The organism is Paenibacillus methanolicus (assembly GCF_008124765.1).
Taxonomy (GTDB): domain Bacteria; phylum Bacillota; class Bacilli; order Paenibacillales; family Paenibacillaceae; genus Paenibacillus_Z; species Paenibacillus_Z methanolicus.
The window spans coordinates 305,888-326,776 of sequence record NZ_VNHS01000009.1; the positions used below are offsets into that span (position 1 = coordinate 305,888).

The following is a 20,889-nucleotide window of genomic DNA, read 5'->3' on the forward strand; positions in this document are numbered from 1 at the left end:
TTTTAGCCGGGCTGCAACTATTTGTTCGATCTCGCGTCTGATTGGATAGGATTGGATATTTTAGGATAATCACGAAAGAGGAAGGGGAATGAACGCTTGAGCAAGTCGAAGCCGCAACCCGCTCCAGCCGCCAAGAAAGGCGTATTCCGGGAAATCCGGGATTGGACCATCACGTTGTCGATCGCGATCGCAGGCAGTCTGTTGATCCAAAATTACGCGATTGCCCAGACGGAGGTTCAAAACGTATCGATGCAGGGCACGCTCTACGAAGGTCAACGGCTCGTCGAGGATAAACTGTCGTACCGGTTCAATGCCCCCGATCGCGGCGATATCGTCATCATTAACGGCCCCGAATATGAACTGCGCCTCGTGAAAAGACTGATCGGCCTGCCGGGCGATGTCATCGACGTCCAGGCGGGGCGGTTGTATATCAACGGAGAGCTGCAGGAAGAGCCGTACGCGAAAGGCAGTACCTATGCGGGAAGCGTGTCCCTGCCGTATACGGTGCCGTCGGGGCATGTGTTCGTGATGGGCGATAACCGCGAGCACAGCATCGACAGCCGCGAGCTCGGGCCGATCGCCATCTCGAGCTTGGAAGGCCGAGCGATCTTCCGGCTCTGGCCGCCCGGCGTGTTCGGGCAATTGGATTAGCAGCAAAAAACGAGCCCTAGAAGCGATTCTAGCGGCTCGTTTTGATTTGTAGATTTAATTAGCACCAGCCGCGTTCAGGCCAATCTTCTCCGTACACCTTCGGACCTGGATAATCGCTCGCGCTGGCTGCGCCGGAGAACGCAAACACCATGCAGACGGCCAAACAACCGGCAATGAAGCCGAATTTCAATTTTTTCATCGTTAAAATTGCCTCCTTTTATGTGTAAGGATAAGGGACGAGTGTTGCGATACATATTTTAACAGAAGTTGGCGAAGGTTGGAGAGGGTTGAACGGACCAATACTTTGTACCCGGATTGGATGCGACTCACCGATCCGGCTAATAAAAGAGCGACGGACAAGTTGATTCAGCTGGCCGAAGACACGTTCTTTAGTCCATGACCGGCTCGGCACGTAAGTCGCCCGTTAAGGTAAGCAATCGCCCGGCGCTGGAAACTTATTCTTTGTTCGCCGCGTCTAATGGTGTGGAACGTGGCTTCAAGATACCGACCAAGGAGTTGACCGCATGAAAAAAGTGCTGTACGTGCCGCTCGACGACCGCCCCGTTAATCTGGATGACGTCATCAAGCAGGGGGAAACGGCCGGCATTCGCGTGCTGACGCCCCCCGCCGAAGATGTGAAGAACCGCATGGACACGCGGAAGACCGACTCGGGTTCGACGCTCCTGACGACCCATTCGCCCGTCTTCGGCAAGCCGATCCGCATTCGGAAGTTCATTCTGGACCATGCCGCGGACGCGGATGGCTTTATTATTTCGGCCGACATGCTCGTATACGGCGGCCTGATCGGAAGCCGCCGCCTGCGGACGAGCCCCGTGGCCGCGTACCCCGATTATGATTCAGAAGCGACGCAGCTGCTGGACGTGATCCGTCAATTGAAGCAAATGTACCCGGAAAAGCCCGTGTATGTGCTGGATACGATTATGCGCATGGCGGCGAATACGTTCGTCGAAGGGACGTCCTTGGACGTCTACAACGAGACGCGGTCATTCGCGCAGCAGCCGCGCCAGAGCGCCGCGGATCTGGCCGGCGTGCTGACCAGCTATGACGTCAAGCCGGACGGCACGAAGTTCCCGGCCGCCGTCGCGTTCGACAAGACGCATTACTACCAGGCGCGGCAGCACAAGCTGCAGACCAACTATTATATCTTGGAGCAGCTGGCCCGCGCAGGCTATATCGATTTCCTCGCGATCGGCGTGGACGATTCCTATATCCAAGGCATTCAGGCGAACGAAATCGCGCTGGCGGAGAGGTGCATCGACGACTGGCTCGGCGGCGCCGGCGGCCAAAATCCGGAGCGCGCCATACTGCTGCCCGAGGCGGACGGGTTAGGTCATTCGCTCCTAGCTCGGATGGCCGATCGCTTCTATCGCCGCGGCGACAAGACCGGTTATGCCATCCGCTACTACGGACCGCACGGCTCGACGATCATTAACGTTTACGAGTACATGAATTTGCATCAGAATATATTGCGCCACATCGACATCGTCGGCGGTCGATACGAGGAAGAGTCGCCGGATGCCGAGATTCTCGTCATTACCGCCGCCGGTCAAGCGGCCGGCGCGGTCAGCCAGCTGGAAGCGAACGGCCAAGGCCGCATCCCGACCGTCGTCATCGACTGCATAGGCTTCGTGGCGGACCGGACCGTAACCGAAGCGCTGCTAGCGAGTCGATATGCCGGCAGACTGCTCGGCTACAGTTCATGGAATACGTACGGCAATCGGACCGGACTTGCTCTCGGGATGGCGCATGCGCGGTATATGTATGTGCGGACCGAGAGCCGCCCTTCTTCGCTGGATCAGGCCGTGAATGCCCATGGCTCGCTCTTGTTCAAGCGGTTCCTGAAGGACTACTACTACAAGGTGCTTGCGATTGCCGAGGTGCGCGCATACTCCAACGAACACTCGCTGTATAAGGATGTCACGGCGAATCAGCATATGCGGTTGTTTAACGCGCCGGCGGATTATGCGTATCTGGTCGAGCTGCTGCGGGAGCGGATGCAGACGCATACGTCCGCGCTCGCGATGACGAACGCCTTCGGCATCGGCGCCGGGCAGCCTTCCTCGAACGTCAGCCGAGTAGACGAGGAGGAGTGGACGTATGCCGATTATGCGCGCGCGTCGCTAGCTCCGCACAACCCGGACTTTATCTGGGGGCGGGCGTTCGAGATTACCCTTGCGCCGAAGGTCAAATTGGACGATTGAACCGGCTAGCCTCATAGGAAAGCAAGCCTCGTACCGTCGCTGCGGCTCGGTACGGGGCTTGTTTGTTTGCTCTCTTGCACCCGAGGCTGCAACATGCCGGCCCATTAGGACGTCTAATGGATGTCTCGCATCGAGAAGGACGCACAATGGGAATCGAGAGGGGTTCTATGAGAACAAGAAAAATGGTGGCCATGCTGGCCTTCGTCGTTGCGATTGCCGTCAGCACGCCCGTTGCGATGAGTTACATGGATTACCGCCAGACCCGAGTCGCGAATGGCCATGCGGACGCGTTCGTCCAGCATTTACAAACGGCGGTTCAAGAGAAACGGACGTTTCGGATGACGGAAGTGGCCGACTTTGCGTGGGACCGGATGTATATGTTTCAGCCCTACACGCCGCGAGACGTGATGGAGCAAACCGTTGGGTCGACATGGAATACGAGCGATTCGTATCTCGGCTATCTGATCGACCAGACCAGCGTAGGCGATCATCCGTTAATTTATGACCACCTGCATAAGCTCGTCTTCGTCAAAGACGATCAGGTCGTCCTCGACCTGACCTTGGACCGGATTACGGCGGATTTTACGGAAAGCCGGGAGATGGTTGAACGCGGCGATGCGTGGTTTGCCGTTGAGCGGAAAGACGAGCTGGATGGGTATGGTCAGCCGATCGAGAAGAAGCGGATTATGATTCGGAACGCGTCCGAATGACCCGCGCCGCCTATCGCTAGGAGCAGACCCTTTATAAAAGCGAAAAACGGATATTCCGTGAGATCGGATATCCGTTCGCCGTTTGCAACTGTTTGCAACCTATTTATCTTCCCGCAATAAGTATTCGTTGCCGTCTTGATCTTTGAAGGTGAACATGGATCCGTACGGCATTTTCATTAAATCCCCGACTTCTACCCCGTTGTGCTTCATGCCCTCATACGCCGCATCGATATCCGTCGTGCTGAAGAGAACGGACGGATGCGCGACGGCGGATGGGTTCTGCTGCTGCATGGCCGCCTTGGAATAGAGCACCAGCGTCGTAAATTCGCTGTCGCTAGGCCCAACCTCCAGCCAGGTCGCATTCGGCCCCATCGGCTGCTCCGCTTTTAAGACGAATCCGATCTTGTTTAACCAGAACGCCTTCGCCTGTTCTTGATCGTTGACATAGACGGTGATCTTGCCGATTTTGTTAATCATCGTGGCACCCTTTTCTTCGGTTGATGGATGGACGACCTCAATTTATCAGAGCGGGTGGGGAAAATCAATTCTGCGGGTGTAATGAGCATCCTTAAATTTCCTCGATGGTTGCGTTATGAATCTTGAAACTTTCGTCGTAATCCAACCTAACGCTCATGGCATAGGTCGTTGTCGACACGGCGCCGAGCGCGGTGGCGGTCAACTGATTGTCGGTTACCGCATACGTAATCATGGGGCCGAAATAAATCGCATCGGGCCAGTCCGGAAGCAAGGTTTCGTTGTATTGTTTCTCGTACTTCTTCTCGCCAAGCTCAAGCGTAATGCGGACCATTCCGTCACCGTGAACGAGAACGGATTTCGCGGTATTTTTGATATAGGCAATGTGGTCTTCTACGGCTACTTCCGAGAGGTCGTTGGCATTCAGTACATGGAGTTCCTGCTGCATTACGCCTGGTCGTTTGGCCTTCAGGAGAATCACGACAACCTCATTCGTTCCGTCATGATTGAGATCCGCTTCTTCCAAGACGGGCGGATATTGCTCGTCCATCATCGTGGCCCAGTCGAAGGACTTTTCCATACCGTTATGTGCGAGCAGCAGGGCCGAATAATTTTCGATTCCCTTATTTCCGTAAAGAATCGTGGAATCCCTTTTGACGAGTTCGACCTTGGTGATATTCGTTGAGGGTTCTTTGTCAGGCGCCGTGCAGCCGCATACCGATAATGCGAGGATAATAAACGCAATAGTCTTCTTTACTAGCATCGACACGATCTCCTTTTGGCTGGGGCCCGGGAGGAGCGATAAATCGCTTCTAATGGATCAATCCAGCAAATAATACATCCCCTTCAATGTCCAGCTAAGCCGGTCATCGTCCTCGTTCCCGCTCTTGTAATAGTAGACCGCTTTTTCTCCCAGACTGCTGACTTCGTACTGGTTGGTGGGCATCTCCTCCGCGCTGAATCCGATCATGGCGGCGGCCATGATTTTGGAGACCGAGAACCGGCGCCTCGGCAGCCGGTCTTCCGGCAACTCGGCTAGCTCCGGGACCTGATCCAAGCCACCCGAAGGGAATGAGATCAGCTCCCTTGCTTCTTCAAGGCGATCAGCCGGCACGTAGAGTTCGATCGGGGACGGCGCGCTTGCCATGTAGAGGCGCATAAAACGTCCTAGCCCCGGTTCGATCCGATAGAACGGAATGCCTGCGTTCTCCAATAGGGGCTCCGCGAACACAATCTCCAGCTCGCTAAAGCCGCGTAAATGCACATATTCAATTCGGGCCATGCGTATAATCTCCATTCTGAAAGACCGAATCTTAATTGCCTATCCATTTTACTATAGATGGATGTACCGGGATAGGTTGGTTAATATCGGCATGACAGCCGCCGACGTGATATTTGGCCGGGGATTAGGTAAAATTAGGAGGAGCTATGGATAACCGAAATGAGGTCATGAAATGAACAAAACGCACAAAGAACCTGCCGTACTAAAGAAAGGGTTACGCGGACTGTTGGTGGTCCTCGGCGCATTCATCACCGCGTATGGACTCGAAGCCGTCTTAATTCCGAACAACGTATCGGATGGCGGCGTTACCGGTCTGAGTATCGTCGGCTCGAAGGTGTTCGACCTGCCGCTGGGCGTGCTGATCGCGGTGCTGAATCTTCCGTTCATCTTCCTGGGCTACAAGCAGATTGGCAAAAGCTTCGCGATCTATTCCGTGCTTGGCATTGCCTCGCTGGCCATCGGTACGATCGTCATGCACCATGTCTCGCCCATCATCGAAGGCGATACGCTCCTGATTACCGTCGTCGGCGGGATTATTATCGGCTTCGGCATGGGTCTGGCGCTGCGGAACGGCGGCGCCCTGGACGGCATCGATATGCTGGCCGTGCTGCTGTCCCGCAAGCTTCCGTTCGGCACAAGCGATCTCATCTTATTCCTGAACATGTTCGTGTTTATCGTCGTCTCGACGGTATTCGGCCTGCAAGGGGCGATCCTGTCGGCCATCGCGTATTACATCGCGGCCAAAGTCATCCATATCGTGGAAGAAGGGTTGAGCGGCGCCAAAACGTTCAAGATTATTACGCGGCATCCCGAAACGATGGTGGAGACGATTCGCGACCGGCTCGGGCGCAGCGCGACCTACAATCTCGTGCAGGGCGGCTATTCCAACGAACAATTCCGAGAAATTACGTGCGTCATCAACCGCTTGGAAGAAAGCAAAATGAAGGAAATTATACACGAGATCGATTCCGGCGCGTTCGTGATGGTCTACGACGTGGCGGAGGTTAGAGGCGGCAACTTCAAGAAGCGCGATATTCACTAAGCGCGTCGGCGTCAACGCAATACAGGGGACAGTTTGCAATCTGCAACTGTCCTTTTTTCATGCGTGGATGGGAATGTTCGCGCGCAGGCGGTTACGAAACAGGCTATAAGGGCAGTAGGATTAGGGGGGGGGAGATGCTACAATTTGGTAAAGGGTTGCCATACATTACAGCGAAGGAGGCGAGCGACAATGCTCTATATTTTCGGCGGATTGCCGGGCGCCGGGAAGTCTACGCTATCTGCGGCGTTAGCCCGGGAAATCCGGGCGGCGTATCTCCGGGTCGACGTCGTAGAGCATGCGATGCGGGCCGCGGGGCGTACGGTTAACGGACCTGAAGGGTATGTCGTCTGTTACGAGCTGGCCTCGCATAATCTTCGGTTAGGTCTTCCCGTCGTAGCCGAGACGGTCAATCCCATTCGCGAGACGCGCCAAGCTTGGCGCGACGTGGCGGAATCGCTCGATATTCCGTACCTGGAGATCGAAGTGATCTGCTCGGACGAAGAGGAGCACAAGAATCGGGTCGAGACGCGCGTCATCGATATTCCGGGCTTCGCGCCGCCGACGTGGGCGGAGGTCAAGCGCCGTCATTATGAAAGCTGGGACCGGGAACGCATCGTGATCGATACCGCTCATCAGACCGTGGCCGAGAGTATAGCGACGCTGCGCGAGAGGGTGGAGCGGGAGCGGCGGCAGCGGGGCTGGTAGGCTAAATAAGGTCATGCCTTCGAGCGCCAAAATATTGGATGTCGGCGCGGGAACCGGCGCGTATTCGCTCTACTATGCCGAGCGGCAGCATGAGGTAGCGGCGGTCGATATTACGCCGAAGCATATTGAGCTCATCAAAGAAAAGTCCAGCAAGCGAGCGCTGCCCCTGGAAGCCTACGTTGCGGATGCCATGGACTTAAGCCGTTTCGCCTCGGGCACGTTTGATTTCGTTTTGTGCTTCGGACCCATGTACCACATTACCGCGCAAGAAGACCGGGTGCGATGCATACGGGAATGCCTGAGAGTGCTCCGAAGCGGCGGTCATCTGGCGATTGCGTATATCAATAAATTTTCCATCCTGCCGATGCTGGCGACGAGGGATCGCGCGTTCATACGCGATAGCGTGATCGATAAAGTGATTCAGGATGGCGTGATCCAGGACGGAGACGAGGATTGCTTCTGGACGGACTGGGGATGAGCAGCCATGGTTTAGTCATCGTTCAGAAGAAGTCATGAGGTTGGCGCGTACGGCCGCGTCTTATTAGGGGGAGATTGCATTGAAACGGAGCGGAATGCTCGTCTTTCTGGCCGTCTTGCTGTTCGCGGGCGGCTGCGAGACGGATACGATTACGGACGCTGTGACCAAGGAAGAATTGGACATTATTCGCGAACCGGTCCCCGCCTGGACGAAAGTGACGATCAACTCCGATGCCATGCTGAATTACTCCTCCTACAATCCCATGCTTGCGGGCAATAGCGTCTACGTGGATAAAGCCTATTATCGGGAGCGCGCGATCGCCCGGGGAGATATCGTCATGTTTCGGACGGAGGACGCGCGCGGCGATTTCGGACGAATTATCGGGCTGCCGACGGAAGAAGTAGATTTGAAGAACGGCTTTATTTACATCGACGGGAACAAGCTCGACGCGTTCTACGGCAGCGAATTCCGCGGGAAGCCGAACGCCGAGAAGGAGCCGACTTCCTTAGATCAGCCTGTCGCATTAGGCGACAACGAATATTTTGTGCTCGGCGATTATTGGCGGCGTAGTTTGAATGACAGTCAAACCGCCGGTCCATTCCGAAGCGACGTCATCATGGGCAAAGTCGTAGGCTGGGACGGACCGAAGACCGCATGGGATTACCAGCAAGGCGTCATTGTCGGCATAGCGTCCGACCGCGTCGCGATCGTTAGGGACGTTAGCGCCAATGCCCTGCGCGTGCGAAGCACGGAGGAGATCATGAACATCGCTTACCCGGAGGCGCTATGGGCTTATGTCGAGTCTCGGCAGGAGCTGCAGTCGCTGAAGATCGGGGATATCGTGAAGTACGAGCTGATCGGGAACTTCAAGCTGACCACGCCGCTTCAAGCGAGAGCGGGGCATTTCGAACGGATCGGCAGTCTTCTCGAATAACGTGATGCGTGATGTATGTGCAGGTATATTAATTCACGCCAAGAAAGAAATGGATTAGCCCGAAGATGGCAGAGGGGGGATCGCGTGAGTTCCAAATCGATGCTTCCGGTGGAGGATGCTCATGCAGCCGAGATGCTTCAAGCGCTGCTGTCCGGCGTTCGGCAAGTCATGGGAGACAACCTCGCGGGGATGTACGTGCGGGGTTCGCTCGCGTTAGGCGATTTTCATCCAGGTTCAAGCGACATTGATTTCTTGGTGGCAACGCGATCCCCAGTGTCGGGCAAGACGTTAGCGGACTTAGAAGATTTTCACGATCGACTTGCCAAGATGTCCAATCCTTACGCGGAGGAGTTAGAAGGGGCGTACATCGATCTGGCGGAACTGAGATCTTATCAAGCAGGCCGGCGATTCCCGACGCTCTCCCGTGGCGAGGCGTTAAAGCTGGCCGCGCACGGATCGAACTGGGTGTTGGAACGTTGGACGGTTCGCGAGCACGGAATTATCCTTACGGGTCCGGAGCCCAAGACGCTGATCGCCCCGATCTCGAAGGAACAGATCCGCTCGGCGGTCACAGACCGATTGCGCGATTGGCTGGACTGGTGCGATCAACCGGAAGACCCGGCGTGGCGAAAGCCGCTTAACCACCTCGCGTATGTGGTGGAGACGATGTGCCGAGCCTTGTATACGCTAGCTTGCGGGGAGGTGTGCAGTAAACCGCGTGCGGTGGAATGGGCATTAGGGGCGCTGCCGGAACCGTGGCATACCCTAGTGGAACAGTCGCGGGGCTGGCGTGCCGACAATCGGACAACGCCCGACGACGCGACCATCGCCGAAGTGAGGCGGTTCCTGGCCTGGGTTGCGCGGTGAAAGGCTACATCACGAACCCGATAATCGCGAGCACCGCGAGCGCGGGAACCGTCTGCACGAACAGGATCGAACGCTTGGCTGTCACACTGCCATAAAGACCGGCAACCGCCACGCACAGCAAGAAGAAGACGAGAATATGTTTGCTCACCGTTGGTTCGGGATAGAAGAGCCCCCAGAACAATCCTGCAGCCAAGAACCCATTATACAAGCCTTGATTGCCGGCCAACGAGCGCGAAGCGTCGGCGAATTCTTGCGTCAACCCGAATGCTTTCAACCCTCTCGGCGTGGTCCACATAAACATCTCCAGCACCAAAATATACACGTGTAATAGCCCGATCAACCCTGCGCCTATATAAACGGCGATCATCCGCGTCACCTTCCCGATTCAGAATGAGGTTCAATAACTTTCCAAGTTTACTACGTTTGGTCGGCTTGTACAAACGGGGTGCGCGGCGTATTACGCCAGAATGACCAAAAAAACTGCAGCTAGAAAGCGGCTGCAGCCTAAGGTTCGTTCGACTAGAGATCAAGCTTCCGGGTGCCGATCCATTTCACCATCTCGGGATCGCGATGCGAGAAGAACAGGCTCTGTTTCGTATCTAATGTACGAATCTGTTCCATATCCGCTTGCCCCAATTCAAAATCGAAGATGTTGAAGTTCTCGATCATGCGTTCCTTGCGAACGGATTTCGGAATCACGACGACTTCCCGTTGGGTCAACCAGCGCAGAACGACCTGGGCGACGGATTTGTGATACTTCTCCGCGATCGAGACCAATACCTCGTTCTGAAACAAGTTGTTTTTTCCTTCGGCAAAAGGAGCCCAAGATTCGATCTGAACGTCATTCGCTCGCATGAATGCGGCATTGTCGATTTGCTGGTGGAACGGGTGGGTTTCCACTTGGTTCACGGCGGGCACGATTTTATTGTGAAGAATCAGATCGATCAGACGATCCTCATGGAAGTTGCTCACCCCTATGGTGCGAACTTTTCCTTCGCGATACAACTCCTCCATCGCGCGCCAAGAGCCGTGCACATCGCCATAGGGCTGATGAATCAAATACAAATCCAAATAATCCAACTGCAATTTTTGGAGGGATTTCTCAAACGCGCTCTTCGTGCGCTCGTAACCCGTATCCTGCACCCAAAGTTTCGTCGTGATAAATAGATCTTCTCGTGCCGCGTCGCTGCGCTGGATGGCTTTACCAACCGCTACTTCATTCAGATAGGATGCGGCGGTATCGATCAACCGATAGCCGGCGGAGATCGCGTCATAAACGCTTTGTTCACACTCGGTTGGATCCGGAATCTGAAAAACGCCAAAACCGAGTATTGGCATCTTAACGCCATTGTTCAACGTGACGTGCTGCATAGCATCCTCCATATTCGTTCCTAAATTAGTTGATCTTATCGTCCATTCAATGGCCGCGTGTCCTGATATCGGGGGCTTTCTTTTCACAACTTCATTATGCACCAAATGACAATGCGGCCGTTATCCCATTCATGCCAGATGTTTGCCTAATCCTCTCACGACCACTTATGTAATTGGCCATAATGGGCTATAGTGAACGATAAATACGAAGGAAGGCGGAGAGCCAATGGCGGGAATGATCGCGGCCCAACAACAGAAGCTCGCCGAGCGGATTGCACGCTATGCCGAACAGGACGGTGTCCATGAGACGTCAGTTCCACCCGTTTAGTTGCGCGGTTGACCCGGCGGCCTAAAGGGCACGTAAATGGAACGATAGTGGCGATGGAATCGATCCGTCGCTTCTTTTTGTTACCCTGTACTCGCTCCACTAACGGATAGGATAGTTCCAATATGAACGCAACAATAGGAGACGATAGCTGAATAAAGTCACAGCGGCAGCCGGTCAATACGATCGGTTGTTATTGTTGTTGAACTAACAGGCAGGGCACCAAAGCTTGAATTAAGAAATTTTGTTTTGAAAGCAAAAAAGTGGACACCTTAAGAATAAAATTTTTTCAGAGGTGCGACATGAGGAGGATTCTCGCGAGCGGACTTTCAATGGTTATGCCTGGTGGAGGGCAAATTTACAACAGGCAAATTATTAAAGGTTTCGCTTTCTTCTTTTGGGAACATACGCTCAACTACTTAGGTTGTATAAACAAAGCAATCTATTTAGATCTTAATGGCCACCATAGTGAAGCCTTAAGCATGCTTGATTACCAATTCGCGCTCTTTTATCCGGCTGTTTATGTACTTGGCGTATTTGATGCTTTTCATGATGCCAAAGTTGAAAATCCAAATAGTAACGCGGGGTCTTTTTTTATTCTAGGAGGAATACTTGGGACCCTTTCACTTGTTTTTTTAAAGTACTTCCCATATCCCTTACTAGTAGGTGGTTTATGCATGATAGTACCGATTATGATAGGGGTTATATTGTTTCGTCGGTAGTCCAACTGTAGCCGTAGTTTTAGTTACCAAACAGCGTTTCTCATAATGAGGTTTTGGCGTAGAAGATGCACTAACCTAATGATAATGGATAATGGGTGGGTTAAAATGCTAAACAAGGATGAAATGATTGAAGAGATAGCACAGGTTCATAAGCAACTGACGGAACTCAGGCACCAATATTGGCTGCATTATGATTTGTTCACCCTACAATGGTGGTTGCTTCTCGCTCTATTAGTAATCCCTTGGGTTATATGGTGGAGACTAGTCGATAAAAAAAGGCTTAAGGATATCGTTTTGTTCGGCATATCAATAAGCTATCTAATCTTTCTATTAGACCACATAGGTTATGAATTGAATCTTTGGTTATACCCGCATAAATTATTTCGGTTTATACCAGAGTCTTCAGCTTTTGATTTAGGAATATTGCCTGTTTTGCATATGTTACTTTTTCAGTATTTTATAAGGTGGCGTTCGTACCTAATTGCAAATACACTGATGGCTACAGTTTTCGTATTTATATTGGAACCATTAAGCGTTTGGATTGGACTGTACAAACTACTCCATTGGGAATTTGTTTATTCTTTGCCGTTATATATTTTGAAAGCGGTAATGATTAAAGGTCTCTTCGAAACAGTAAAAAGAAAACAAATTTCATTAAGGTAACGATGAACGTTAGCTCAAACATCAACAGCGGCAGCCGGCCACAGATCGGTTGCCGTTCGTCGTTGAAGTAACGGGCAGCATTCCTATATTGAAGAAATACGAGGTTTGAGAAACAAAAAGACCCCTTGGTATGATGTTAATGGGGCCTACCTCTAAACAAAAAAAATGCGAAACTGCAGTATTGAATATTCTCAAACATGATGACTAAATAAAAAACAGCGAGGTAAGAAAGACCTGTGATAAACACTCGATAAGAACAATCGATTCAGCTAACGGGTAACGTTAGCTGAACAAACACCGCGGCGGCCGGCCATAGATCGGCTGCTGTTTTCTCAACTAACGGGCTGGATAATGCAAAGGCAGGGTGGGTAAACTTGGATATAACGCTTTCTAGGTGGGGTTGGTTTGCACATTGCATTAACAGTCTGGGGATTAATTGCTGCTATGAGGTGGGCTGATTGGCAACGTTGGAGGGAGTTTTTACCAACTATTTACTACATGGTAAGCATGAGCATTTTATATCAATATATTTCGCATAGCTCGTATCATCTTTGGCATTTTGAGCAACACATCCCTAACGAATTCATTACTGATAATTTATACAGTTTTATTATTTTTCCATGTACCGTTATGCTCTTCCTGTCTAACTTCCCAAATAAAAAAGTATTGATTTTATGGCACTTTGTAAAATGGATACTTATCTACTCATTTTTAGAGTGGATTGGAAAAGAGAATGGTTTTATATCCTACCACCATGGTTGGTCGTTGATGTTGTCATTCTTATTTAATTGCATGATGTTCCCCGTGCTTCGCCTACATCATGTACGGCCACTGTACGCAATTGGGATCTCTCCCGTAATTATACTGGTAATGTTAATGGGTTTTTATTTATAGCGCAGCAGTGACACATGGTTAATTGACCTAGCGTACGAACATAGTCTCAATACAGACAGCAGCAGCAGGCCATCAGGACTGACTGCTTTTTCGTACGCTAACGGGAGGATAGTGCTTTTAAGGTTACACCGAAAGGCTGCGAAGGAAGTGATTTTGTTATCGAGAGTCGTGAATTTGTCGGTAATTTTTTTTCATGTCAAGGATATATTTAGTTCAGGATAAACTCTTGTGTTAAAGGGGTACGGGAATCCTTGGAGAGTAAGGCGGTGCAATAAATGCCCAATTTCGATGTGTTTGGTAATATCAACAGCCCGGTGGTAACCGAGGGTATCGGTGGTAATGGGATTCGAAGCGGTGTTTTATATTACGCGAATACAAATCCTCAGAATACGTCGGGGTCAACCTCCTTTTTGGCTCTACAATTGTCGAATCCAACTACAGCTGTTCGCCAAGCGCGTATCGTAAGAGTATTTGGCGGTGCATTCACGAATACAATATTGCATTATATTCGAAATGGAACTCTAAACGGAGGGGTAACTTTAAACGCATATAACGGCAACTTCTCGTATCCGGATATAAGCCAGATGATTCCGACCTTCATCGCTACAAATAGTGGAAACCCTGTAACTGGCGGCGTAACATTAGCGTCGTTTATTCAAGTCGGTGGCCCCGTGACCAATGAGGTAGATGGCAGGGTTATGCTTTCACCCGGGGACCGTTTTATAGTTCTTCTACAAAATGCGGTCGCAGGGAACAACATTCAAAGTATTGCAATTAACTGGATCGAGAAATAAAATGACACAGCGGCGGCCGGCCACTCGATCGGCCGCCGCTCGTCGTTGAACTAAAGGGCAGCATTGCTTAACCAGCTCAACCGCTCTATGAGGTTTTAAATAACAGGATTGTGATTTGGATTTTAGGACCAACCATCCAGGATCACGATAGGGTGTTGATTCGGGTGCGTAATGCTTCGGTCAATACATTTGATTATCTGTGTCGTAAAGGATATTTACCAACACGGTTAGAGCATGGTCTTACGAAACCTAAAAATCCCATATTGGGCATAGACGTTGCGGGAACGGTACGAGGCTGTTGGTAATAACGTGAATAAATTCAAGGTCGGCGATGATGTGTTTGGAGGTTGTATGAAGCTGACAAACGTATTCAGGGCTTCAGTTAAAGAACATTAAAGGCGTACGCCCTTCAGCACAAAATGTTGATGCTGGAGCTAGGCGATCTGGGCATAACGGAAGTGACACTAACTATGCTGAAGGAATACTTGGCAAAGCAGGCAGATCGGTTGAAGCCAAGCAACCCTGGCCATAGAATTCGGTTTGTTGGTTCTCTTTTCCGTTACGCTTATGAAGAGACGTATCTAACATCGAATCCCTATCTAAAATTGAGGGAACCAAAATTAGATAAGCGTATTCCTAAGTTCTTAATTGAGGAAGACGATGAGTTCTTTGAAGGGTACAGAATACATCTCAGCGATATTGGAATCAATGCGAAGACAGTTAAAGAGGTCAATGTTGAAAATTGGATAAATTCAGGAAATTCAAATTTAATTAAAGACAATCAAACAATCATTATGTCGGAAGAAGGAAACTTTTATGAATTAGTAAGGAATAACTGAGCGTTAACTAACGGAGAACGATAGTTCCACCATAACAGGGAACAGTCCCTGGTCCATTGAAGTAATGTGCGGGAACTTGAAGAATGGCTGGTCATTTTCAATTCACAATAAACGAGGTAACAATGAGATTAAAATCAAGACCACAAACAGAGCTAAGGCAGGTTTCCAAAATTTTCAGGCTACTATATCCGCTTGAAGACCGATTAAATGACTACATTCAAGCGTACACATCTTCAAATAGCTTTGGAACCGTACAAGTATTTTTTTATACAGATTTAACTGATGATAATAAAGTAGTTAATTTCCTGAGTTTCAAGGATAACATATTACAAGTCGAAACCTCTTTAAACTGGAACGTGTTTTCAAAGTTAGAGAGAATAGAAAAAGAAATTCATTTTATCAATCAGTTAAAGACTGTGGCGATTGAAGTAGCTAAGAAGTATGGGTTAGATATAAGTGGAATCGAATGCGCATTTAAAAAGTTATTGAACTAACGGACAATCGAATACTTCCGCAACAGCCACGGTGTATATTGATCTATACACGACCAAACGGTAGCCGGGAACAATCATTCGGCTACCGTTTGGCTTCATATATCGCTTCGTTCAATCACGGGCGTAACCCGCCGATCGTGTAACCGCCATCTACGAGTATGCTTTGACCAGTAACAAAACGAGCGTCCTCGGAGAGAAGCCAGACCACGACATCCGCCACGTCTTCGGATTGGCCCACCCGCTGTAAAGGAGTTTGCTTGGCGAAGGGACGCGCCGTCGTTTCGTCGCTTAGAACCTCTTGCGACATCGGGGTTGCAATCATTCCAGGACTGACATTGTTAACTCGAATGTTACTAGGACCAACCTCCAACGCCACGGTTCTCATCATTGCATCGAGTGCTCCCTTGGAGGCTGCGTAGCCAGAAGTGCCCGGCATTGCTCCATGCGCCGTCCACGAGGAAGTGTTAACGATCGACCCCCGGTTTCCACATTCGAGCATCGCTGCGACCTCGTATTTTAGACAGGCGAACACACCACGCAGATTGACCGACATCAGAGTATCGAAATCTTCAAAGGATAATGTGTGTATCGGTGAGAAAGCACCAAGAATGCCGGCGTTGTTCCAAGCTATATCCAGACTTCCAAATGTATCCAGCGTCTTATTTACAAGCGCTTCGACCTGACGAGGATCGGCAACGTCAGTCTGAACGGCGAGGGCTCTGCCTCCCTGAGAGACAATTTCTTCATAAACTTCTTGAAGTTCTTTCGTTCGTCGACCAGCTATGACGACATTGGCGCCTTCCCTGCCGAGCCTTAGCGCTGCAGCACGGCCCATCCCGGTGCCGCCTCCAGTGACAATCGCTGTCTGGCCTTCAAATCGCTTCATTTCTTCTGCTTTCCCCATTGTAATCATACCCTTCACATATTAGATTCCGTCGGCTATTTCATTATATTTTGGAAAGTAATACACTTAAAGTACGCAAATTAATAATACTTAGTAACAAAAATAATACTATGTAGGGGGATAACGGGGTGGCAAATACACCAGAAAAAAAGTGTCCAGTCGAAACGACATTTGATGTTATTGGAGGGAAGTGGAAAGGAGTGATTCTTTATCACTTAATGAGCGGAACGAAGCGATTCGGCGAGCTTCGCAAAACTTACCCTCAGGTCACGCATCATATTCTTACGTTACAACTGCGGGAACTCGAACGTGAAGGAATCATAGCGCGTAAGACGTACAATCAGGTACCGCCAAAGGTCGAATACTCGCTAACCGAATTCGGTAAAACCTTGAACCCAATTATTTTGCTGATGAAAGAATGGGGAGAGCTTTACAATGAGCGAGCGAACCAGCATCCTTATTCCTCGGGCGACTGACCTGGCGGGTCTGGACATTCAGTTCTGCACCATGACATTACGGCAGCCGGCCACGTGACCGGCTGCCGTTGCTCGTTGAAGTATCGGGCAGGTTGGTTCCAATATGTGGTATTATTCTTGTTAGAATTGTGTGTCCTAATATGATATATCGGGAGGAAGAGAATATGAGTAGGATGAAAGAGTTTCAAAGGCTACACGAATTGAATGATTTGCTGGTGCTTGGGAACGCTTGGGATTTACCCTCGGCACATGTTCTCGAAAAGGCCGGTTTCAAAGCGATCGGGACAACGAGCTGGGGGATAGCCGCTAGCTTGGGGTATTCGGACGGGGAAGCGATTGACTTCGAATTGCAGCTTGCCGTGATTAAACGAATTGTTAATCATGTACAAGTCCCTGTCTCAGCTGATATTGAGTCTGGCTATGGACCTAACGATGAGGCAATTGTCAGCAACGTCTTGAAGGTGGCGAATCTCGGAGGAGTGGGAATCAATATAGAGGACTCGTTGAAAGCTTCTACGGGGCTGAAACCACTGTCGGAACAATGCGGTCTTCTTGCCAAAATAAGAAGCGCCCTAGATAATAGCGGTTTCGGGGACTTTTTTATTAACGCAAGGACCGACCCCTATCTTCTCCATCATCATGATCCGCTTAACGAGACAATGACCCGATCTAAACATTATGTAGAGAGTGGTGCATCCGGAATCTTCGTACCCGGACTAAAGAATAAGGAAGAAATTAGAATGATTGCCTCCTCCGCGTCTGCACCGCTCAATGTCATGGCACTTCCTGACCTTACGGATTACGACATGTTAAAGGAACTGGGAGTTCGACGGTTAAGTTTAGGTGGATCGTTGTATCGTAAAATGACTGCGTTATTTGAGCAATGTGCAGTAGAAATCCTTGATTCTCATCATGCCGCAATCTTATTCGAATGAAACAAATACTGTGATTTTTAGGACGGCAAGATCCTGCAGCAGCTGGTCATACGTTCTTAGGCTGTCTTGTAACCACTTTTTCCAAGGAGAGGAATTACAATGAACAATTACTTGTTTAAACAATTGAGATTTGTTCGAGACAGTACAATAAAACAGGTTAAAGAGATGAGCGAGGAAGAAGCGCGAACCGTACCTCGAGGATTCAACAACAATATTCTGTGGAACCTTGGGCACATTCTTCTTGTTCATGAAAAGTTCTCTTTTGCACTGGCGAACGAAAAAATGGAGTTGCCTAAGCACTTTGCAGAAGTGTTTGCTCCAGGTACTAAGCCGGAGCACTGGGGAACGCAAGTACCTAGCTTGGCTGAAATTCTGCTATTGCTATCTATGCAAATCGAACGGACTGGTCAAACCTTGGAACACCGTCTAGAAGAAAAACTTGAGGAACCATTTGTTACCTCGGCTGGTCTTGAATTGTTGGCAGTTAAGGAATGCCTCAGTTTTTGCATATATCATGAAGGCATGCATTTTGCGGCGATTAAAGCCATAAAGCAGCAGTTATAGTATCATGAAACATTTGTCATAGCCCAGGCCCTTCATAGTAGAGCAAGATTGAACTAACGAGAGACGTTAGCTCAATACAGACAGCAAGCAGCCGGCCAAAGACCGGCTGCTTTTGCATTACACTAATACGCTAATGAATGATTTTTCCGATTGTGGGATAAGGTAGCCCAAAAGGGATGAGGAGATGGGATAGATCGGGACGTTAGCTCTCGTTGCCGGGGTACGCTTCTTGGAACCCTCGCAAAACTATAACGGAAACAAAAGAGGCGATTGAGCGAGTACTTGTTCAGTGGGAGAATAAGTCCTTGGTTCATTGGGGTATTGAATATAAAGAAAATAGCAGGTTGATTGGTACAATAGAGTTCGCCACATGGGATAGACAGCATAAAATTGCCGAAATCGGATATGCTTTATCGCCGGATTATTGGGGAAAGGGTATCGCATTGGAAGCCGTGAGAGAAGTAATCAAATTCGGTTTTACTAATATGGACTTGGTTCGTATTCACGCCAAATGCTACTTAGAAAATATCGATTCTGCACGAGTTATGGAAAAGGCGAAAATGTCATTTGAAGGAATTATTAGAAAGGGCTCTTTATAAAAGGGAGACATCAGGATTCTGAAAATGTACTCCATACTAGAGGAAGAGTTTCAATCTATACGTGGTCTTTCCGGATCGCTCTAAATGGTCTTGCAGCGCCCTCTCTATATTGGTACTTCAAGAGCATTCGAGTTCGGCTTGAACCTGATTCTATTTGGGATCGAGCAGGTGATTCGGCAGGCAGGACAGCACCAACATTTGATACGGACAGGGGATAGCGCATATGATAAAAAGTTTCGGCGGCATCTTTTGGCGAACGAAAAATATTGAAGTTGTGAAGACGTGGTACCGTGACGTGTTGAAGCTTGAAATCGGAGAATGGAATGGGACGATGATTAAATCCGAATCCGGCAACGAGACGATCTTTTCGTTCTTTTCCGAGGATGACGGTTATTTTCCCGCCGACCAGCAAGTGATGTTGAATTTCCAAGTCCATAGTATGGATGAGACGATCAAGCATCTTGAACATATGGGCGTCCCCCTTGCCAAGCCACAAGAGAGCGGCGAATATGGAACGTTTATTTGGATTGCAGATCCCGAAGGTCGACTGATCGAGCTTTGGGAGAAGGGATGAGTGCTTGAGGATGGAGGTGCTAACGGTGGATGCAACGCCTAACGCGCAGCTTTACGTGATGACAGCGAGAATTCCGGCAGAAGGAGTAGATAAATTCAATGCGTATGAAAGTCATGTACTCCCACTGCTTGGTGAACACGGCGCGAGATTAGAAAGAAGACTCCAAAGCCGTGATCGTCTCAACGAGGTTCACATTATCTGGTTCCCGTCTCCCAAGTCGTTCGAGAATTATCGTACGGATCCTAGACGCACCGAGTATGCCTATCTGCTTGTTGAATCAGGCGCTGCAATTGAGTTACGTGTGATGAAAGACGTGTCGGATTCCGCAACTAATCAACCCGAAACTTATTGAAGCGCGCCCTCGTCTACTAGTTGGAAGCGATTGACAAAAATGCGCAGGGGGAATGCGGAAGTGTCGACCAAACCAGTAGGAGCCGCCGCGGTCATTACGGATTCGGAAGGGCGCGTGCTTCTCGTCAAGCATAACTATGGGAAATTCAATTGGGAGCTGCCCGGCGGGTTATCCGAACAACGGGAGTCGGCGGAGCAGACGGCGAAGCGCGAGGTGTTGGAGGAGACGGGGCTTGACGTGACGGTTGGGCGATTGACCGGCGTGTACTATGAGCCCGACCACGACATGCACCACTTCGCGTTCGTGTGCGAGGCAAACGTCAATCAGCCGCCGCGGCCGGATGCGCGGGAAGTAACGGAGTGCCGTTTTTTCCATGTCGACGACTTGCCTAGGCCGATGAGCGATTTCACGGTTTCGCGCATACAGCATGCGTTACATACGGACCCTCGTCAGCTATTCCATGTAATCGGACCGAGACAATGGCATGAATAAAGCAACGTCGGATGGAGAACGAAGCGCAGCGGGAGGTCGTAGGATGTACAGCGTAAAATCGCCTGGAGGCTCGCTATATCCCTATTATTATAAAGGCGGGGAGATCCACTGCCTGAAATACGGGAGCTTTTATCGAAACAAGGATTCCTTGGTCGCGCTCATGAAAGAGGAAGAAGATTTTATTCTCGGTAAAAAGCGACGCATGCGCATTTGGGTGGATTTCTATAAAACCAATGTGACCAACGAGGTCATCGCGGAGTTTGTGGAGAGCATCTGCCGGATCGCGCCATCCATAAGCAAGTTATCGATCGTAGGATGTCCGGCCTTCACAACGTGGAAAATACGCAGCCGGTTAAGAAAAGTCCGAAAGTCGCTCCCGCTCAAGTTCTTCGTCGACCCGGAAGATGCGAAAACTTGGCTTGTATCGGAAAGCATGTAGCAACCGTCGGCCATGGATTCCGGCCAAGCGCGATCGCTTCATGCAGCCCCGCCGGCAGCCAGCCCGCACGATCGTGTACGTTTGGGA

Annotated in this window: 30 protein-coding genes; 23 read left to right on the top strand and 7 right to left on the bottom strand. The window is 50.2% G+C overall.

Annotation, left to right across the window (positions count from 1 at the left end; translation table 11 throughout):
- Positions 1 to 96: 96 nt before the first annotated feature.
- Positions 97 to 651 carry a signal peptidase I gene (gene lepB, locus BCM02_RS23745; protein ID WP_148931607.1) on the top strand — a complete coding sequence of 185 codons (555 nt, stop codon included), beginning with the start codon at positions 97 to 99 and terminating at the stop codon, positions 649 to 651.
- A 58-nt stretch (positions 652 to 709) separates the two neighbouring features.
- Here the strand turns inward: lepB (BCM02_RS23745) and BCM02_RS35405 are convergent, their stop codons facing one another.
- Positions 710 to 850 carry a hypothetical protein gene (locus BCM02_RS35405; RefSeq protein WP_187434378.1) on the bottom strand — a complete coding sequence of 47 codons (141 nt, stop codon included), beginning with the start codon at positions 848 to 850 and terminating at the stop codon, positions 710 to 712.
- Between the two features lie 325 nt (positions 851 to 1,175).
- Here BCM02_RS35405 and BCM02_RS23750 point away from each other — a divergent pair, with 325 nt between their 5' ends.
- Positions 1,176 to 2,873, top strand: coding sequence for a DUF4127 family protein (locus tag BCM02_RS23750; protein ID WP_148931608.1), 1,698 nt, complete (start codon positions 1,176 to 1,178; stop codon positions 2,871 to 2,873).
- 167 nt (positions 2,874 to 3,040) lie between these two features.
- Positions 3,041 to 3,583: a hypothetical protein gene (locus BCM02_RS23755; RefSeq protein WP_148931609.1), complete on the top strand. Its 543-nt coding sequence runs from the start codon at positions 3,041 to 3,043 to the stop codon at positions 3,581 to 3,583.
- Positions 3,584 to 3,682: 99 nt separating this feature from the next.
- On the opposite strand, the gene BCM02_RS23760 is transcribed toward BCM02_RS23755, so the two are convergent.
- From BCM02_RS23760 to BCM02_RS23770, 3 genes are all read right to left on the bottom strand, one after another.
- Positions 3,683 to 4,060: a VOC family protein gene (locus BCM02_RS23760; protein WP_148931610.1), complete on the bottom strand. Its 378-nt coding sequence runs from the start codon at positions 4,058 to 4,060 to the stop codon at positions 3,683 to 3,685.
- Between the two features lie 91 nt (positions 4,061 to 4,151).
- The gene (locus BCM02_RS23765) at positions 4,152 to 4,820 is read right to left on the bottom strand and encodes a hypothetical protein (protein ID WP_148931611.1); all 669 of its coding nucleotides are present in this window, start codon (positions 4,818 to 4,820) and stop codon (positions 4,152 to 4,154) included.
- 57 nt (positions 4,821 to 4,877) lie between these two features.
- The gene (locus tag BCM02_RS23770) at positions 4,878 to 5,339 is read right to left on the bottom strand and encodes a putative signal transducing protein (protein WP_187434379.1); all 462 of its coding nucleotides are present in this window, start codon (positions 5,337 to 5,339) and stop codon (positions 4,878 to 4,880) included.
- Positions 5,340 to 5,511: 172 nt separating this feature from the next.
- Between BCM02_RS23770 and BCM02_RS23775 the strand changes: the two genes are divergently transcribed.
- From BCM02_RS23775 to BCM02_RS23795, 5 genes are all read left to right on the top strand, one after another.
- A complete protein-coding gene (locus tag BCM02_RS23775; RefSeq protein ID WP_148931613.1) occupies positions 5,512 to 6,381 on the top strand; it encodes a YitT family protein in 870 nt (289 codons plus the stop codon).
- A 189-nt stretch (positions 6,382 to 6,570) separates the two neighbouring features.
- The gene (locus BCM02_RS23780; protein ID WP_148931614.1) at positions 6,571 to 7,086 is read left to right on the top strand and encodes a P-loop nucleotide/nucleoside kinase family protein; all 516 of its coding nucleotides are present in this window, start codon (positions 6,571 to 6,573) and stop codon (positions 7,084 to 7,086) included.
- Between the two features lie 13 nt (positions 7,087 to 7,099).
- On the top strand, positions 7,100 to 7,564 hold the full coding sequence (locus BCM02_RS23785; protein ID WP_148931615.1) for a class I SAM-dependent methyltransferase: 465 nt from the start codon (positions 7,100 to 7,102) through the stop codon (positions 7,562 to 7,564).
- A 79-nt stretch (positions 7,565 to 7,643) separates the two neighbouring features.
- Positions 7,644 to 8,498, top strand: coding sequence for a signal peptidase I (gene lepB, locus BCM02_RS23790; RefSeq protein WP_148931616.1), 855 nt, complete (start codon positions 7,644 to 7,646; stop codon positions 8,496 to 8,498).
- 84 nt (positions 8,499 to 8,582) lie between these two features.
- The gene (locus BCM02_RS23795; protein WP_187434380.1) at positions 8,583 to 9,365 is read left to right on the top strand and encodes an aminoglycoside adenylyltransferase domain-containing protein; all 783 of its coding nucleotides are present in this window, start codon (positions 8,583 to 8,585) and stop codon (positions 9,363 to 9,365) included.
- 4 nt (positions 9,366 to 9,369) lie between these two features.
- Here BCM02_RS23795 and BCM02_RS23800 read toward each other — a convergent pair whose 3' ends face one another.
- Together BCM02_RS23800 and BCM02_RS23805 are read right to left on the bottom strand one after the other, a co-directional pair.
- A complete protein-coding gene (locus tag BCM02_RS23800) occupies positions 9,370 to 9,732 on the bottom strand; it encodes a DUF1304 domain-containing protein (protein WP_148931618.1) in 363 nt (120 codons plus the stop codon).
- 152 nt (positions 9,733 to 9,884) lie between these two features.
- Positions 9,885 to 10,736, bottom strand: a complete 852-nt coding sequence (locus tag BCM02_RS23805; RefSeq protein ID WP_148931730.1) for an aldo/keto reductase — start codon at positions 10,734 to 10,736, stop codon at positions 9,885 to 9,887.
- Between the two features lie 657 nt (positions 10,737 to 11,393).
- Between BCM02_RS23805 and BCM02_RS23810 the strand changes: the two genes are divergently transcribed.
- The 7 genes from BCM02_RS23810 (at position 11,394) to BCM02_RS23830 (ending at position 15,467) form a co-directional block, all read left to right on the top strand.
- On the top strand, positions 11,394 to 11,783 hold the full coding sequence (locus BCM02_RS23810; RefSeq protein ID WP_148931619.1) for a hypothetical protein: 390 nt from the start codon (positions 11,394 to 11,396) through the stop codon (positions 11,781 to 11,783).
- A gap of 105 nt (positions 11,784 to 11,888) precedes the next feature.
- Positions 11,889 to 12,446, top strand: a complete 558-nt coding sequence (locus BCM02_RS23815; RefSeq protein ID WP_148931620.1) for a CBO0543 family protein — start codon at positions 11,889 to 11,891, stop codon at positions 12,444 to 12,446.
- 444 nt (positions 12,447 to 12,890) lie between these two features.
- Entirely contained in the window at positions 12,891 to 13,340 is a 450-nt protein-coding gene (locus tag BCM02_RS36670) for a CBO0543 family protein (RefSeq protein ID WP_425466203.1), read from the top strand.
- Positions 13,341 to 13,615: 275 nt separating this feature from the next.
- Positions 13,616 to 14,134 carry a hypothetical protein gene (locus tag BCM02_RS23820; protein ID WP_148931621.1) on the top strand — a complete coding sequence of 173 codons (519 nt, stop codon included), beginning with the start codon at positions 13,616 to 13,618 and terminating at the stop codon, positions 14,132 to 14,134.
- A 164-nt stretch (positions 14,135 to 14,298) separates the two neighbouring features.
- The gene (locus BCM02_RS36675) at positions 14,299 to 14,439 is read left to right on the top strand and encodes a hypothetical protein (protein ID WP_425466204.1); all 141 of its coding nucleotides are present in this window, start codon (positions 14,299 to 14,301) and stop codon (positions 14,437 to 14,439) included.
- A 120-nt stretch (positions 14,440 to 14,559) separates the two neighbouring features.
- Positions 14,560 to 14,973: a site-specific integrase gene (locus BCM02_RS36080; RefSeq protein ID WP_246183527.1), complete on the top strand. Its 414-nt coding sequence runs from the start codon at positions 14,560 to 14,562 to the stop codon at positions 14,971 to 14,973.
- A gap of 122 nt (positions 14,974 to 15,095) precedes the next feature.
- Positions 15,096 to 15,467: a hypothetical protein gene (locus BCM02_RS23830; RefSeq protein ID WP_148931622.1), complete on the top strand. Its 372-nt coding sequence runs from the start codon at positions 15,096 to 15,098 to the stop codon at positions 15,465 to 15,467.
- A gap of 115 nt (positions 15,468 to 15,582) precedes the next feature.
- Here the strand turns inward: BCM02_RS23830 and BCM02_RS23835 are convergent, their stop codons facing one another.
- Positions 15,583 to 16,371, bottom strand: coding sequence for an SDR family NAD(P)-dependent oxidoreductase (locus BCM02_RS23835; RefSeq protein WP_148931623.1), 789 nt, complete (start codon positions 16,369 to 16,371; stop codon positions 15,583 to 15,585).
- Between the two features lie 128 nt (positions 16,372 to 16,499).
- On the opposite strand from BCM02_RS23835, the gene BCM02_RS23840 reads away from it, so the two are divergent.
- The 8 genes from BCM02_RS23840 to BCM02_RS23875 all read left to right on the top strand — a co-directional run bounded on the left by BCM02_RS23840 (position 16,500) and on the right by BCM02_RS23875 (position 20,802).
- Positions 16,500 to 16,847 carry a winged helix-turn-helix transcriptional regulator gene (locus BCM02_RS23840; RefSeq protein WP_148931624.1) on the top strand — a complete coding sequence of 116 codons (348 nt, stop codon included), beginning with the start codon at positions 16,500 to 16,502 and terminating at the stop codon, positions 16,845 to 16,847.
- Positions 16,848 to 17,011: 164 nt separating this feature from the next.
- Positions 17,012 to 17,782: an isocitrate lyase/PEP mutase family protein gene (locus BCM02_RS23845; protein ID WP_148931625.1), complete on the top strand. Its 771-nt coding sequence runs from the start codon at positions 17,012 to 17,014 to the stop codon at positions 17,780 to 17,782.
- A 99-nt stretch (positions 17,783 to 17,881) separates the two neighbouring features.
- Entirely contained in the window at positions 17,882 to 18,346 is a 465-nt protein-coding gene (locus tag BCM02_RS23850) for a DinB family protein (protein WP_148931626.1), read from the top strand.
- Positions 18,347 to 18,558: 212 nt separating this feature from the next.
- Entirely contained in the window at positions 18,559 to 18,945 is a 387-nt protein-coding gene (locus BCM02_RS23855; RefSeq protein ID WP_246183528.1) for a GNAT family N-acetyltransferase, read from the top strand.
- A 223-nt stretch (positions 18,946 to 19,168) separates the two neighbouring features.
- A complete protein-coding gene (locus BCM02_RS23860) occupies positions 19,169 to 19,519 on the top strand; it encodes a VOC family protein (RefSeq protein WP_148931627.1) in 351 nt (116 codons plus the stop codon).
- Positions 19,520 to 19,529: 10 nt separating this feature from the next.
- Positions 19,530 to 19,871 (top strand): hypothetical protein, encoded by a 342-nt coding sequence (locus BCM02_RS23865; RefSeq protein WP_148931628.1) that lies wholly within the window; start codon positions 19,530 to 19,532, stop codon positions 19,869 to 19,871.
- Positions 19,872 to 19,931: 60 nt separating this feature from the next.
- On the top strand, positions 19,932 to 20,363 hold the full coding sequence (locus BCM02_RS23870) for an NUDIX hydrolase (RefSeq protein WP_222871029.1): 432 nt from the start codon (positions 19,932 to 19,934) through the stop codon (positions 20,361 to 20,363).
- A gap of 43 nt (positions 20,364 to 20,406) precedes the next feature.
- On the top strand, positions 20,407 to 20,802 hold the full coding sequence (locus BCM02_RS23875) for a hypothetical protein (RefSeq protein ID WP_148931630.1): 396 nt from the start codon (positions 20,407 to 20,409) through the stop codon (positions 20,800 to 20,802).
- Positions 20,803 to 20,889 lie beyond the last annotated feature (87 nt).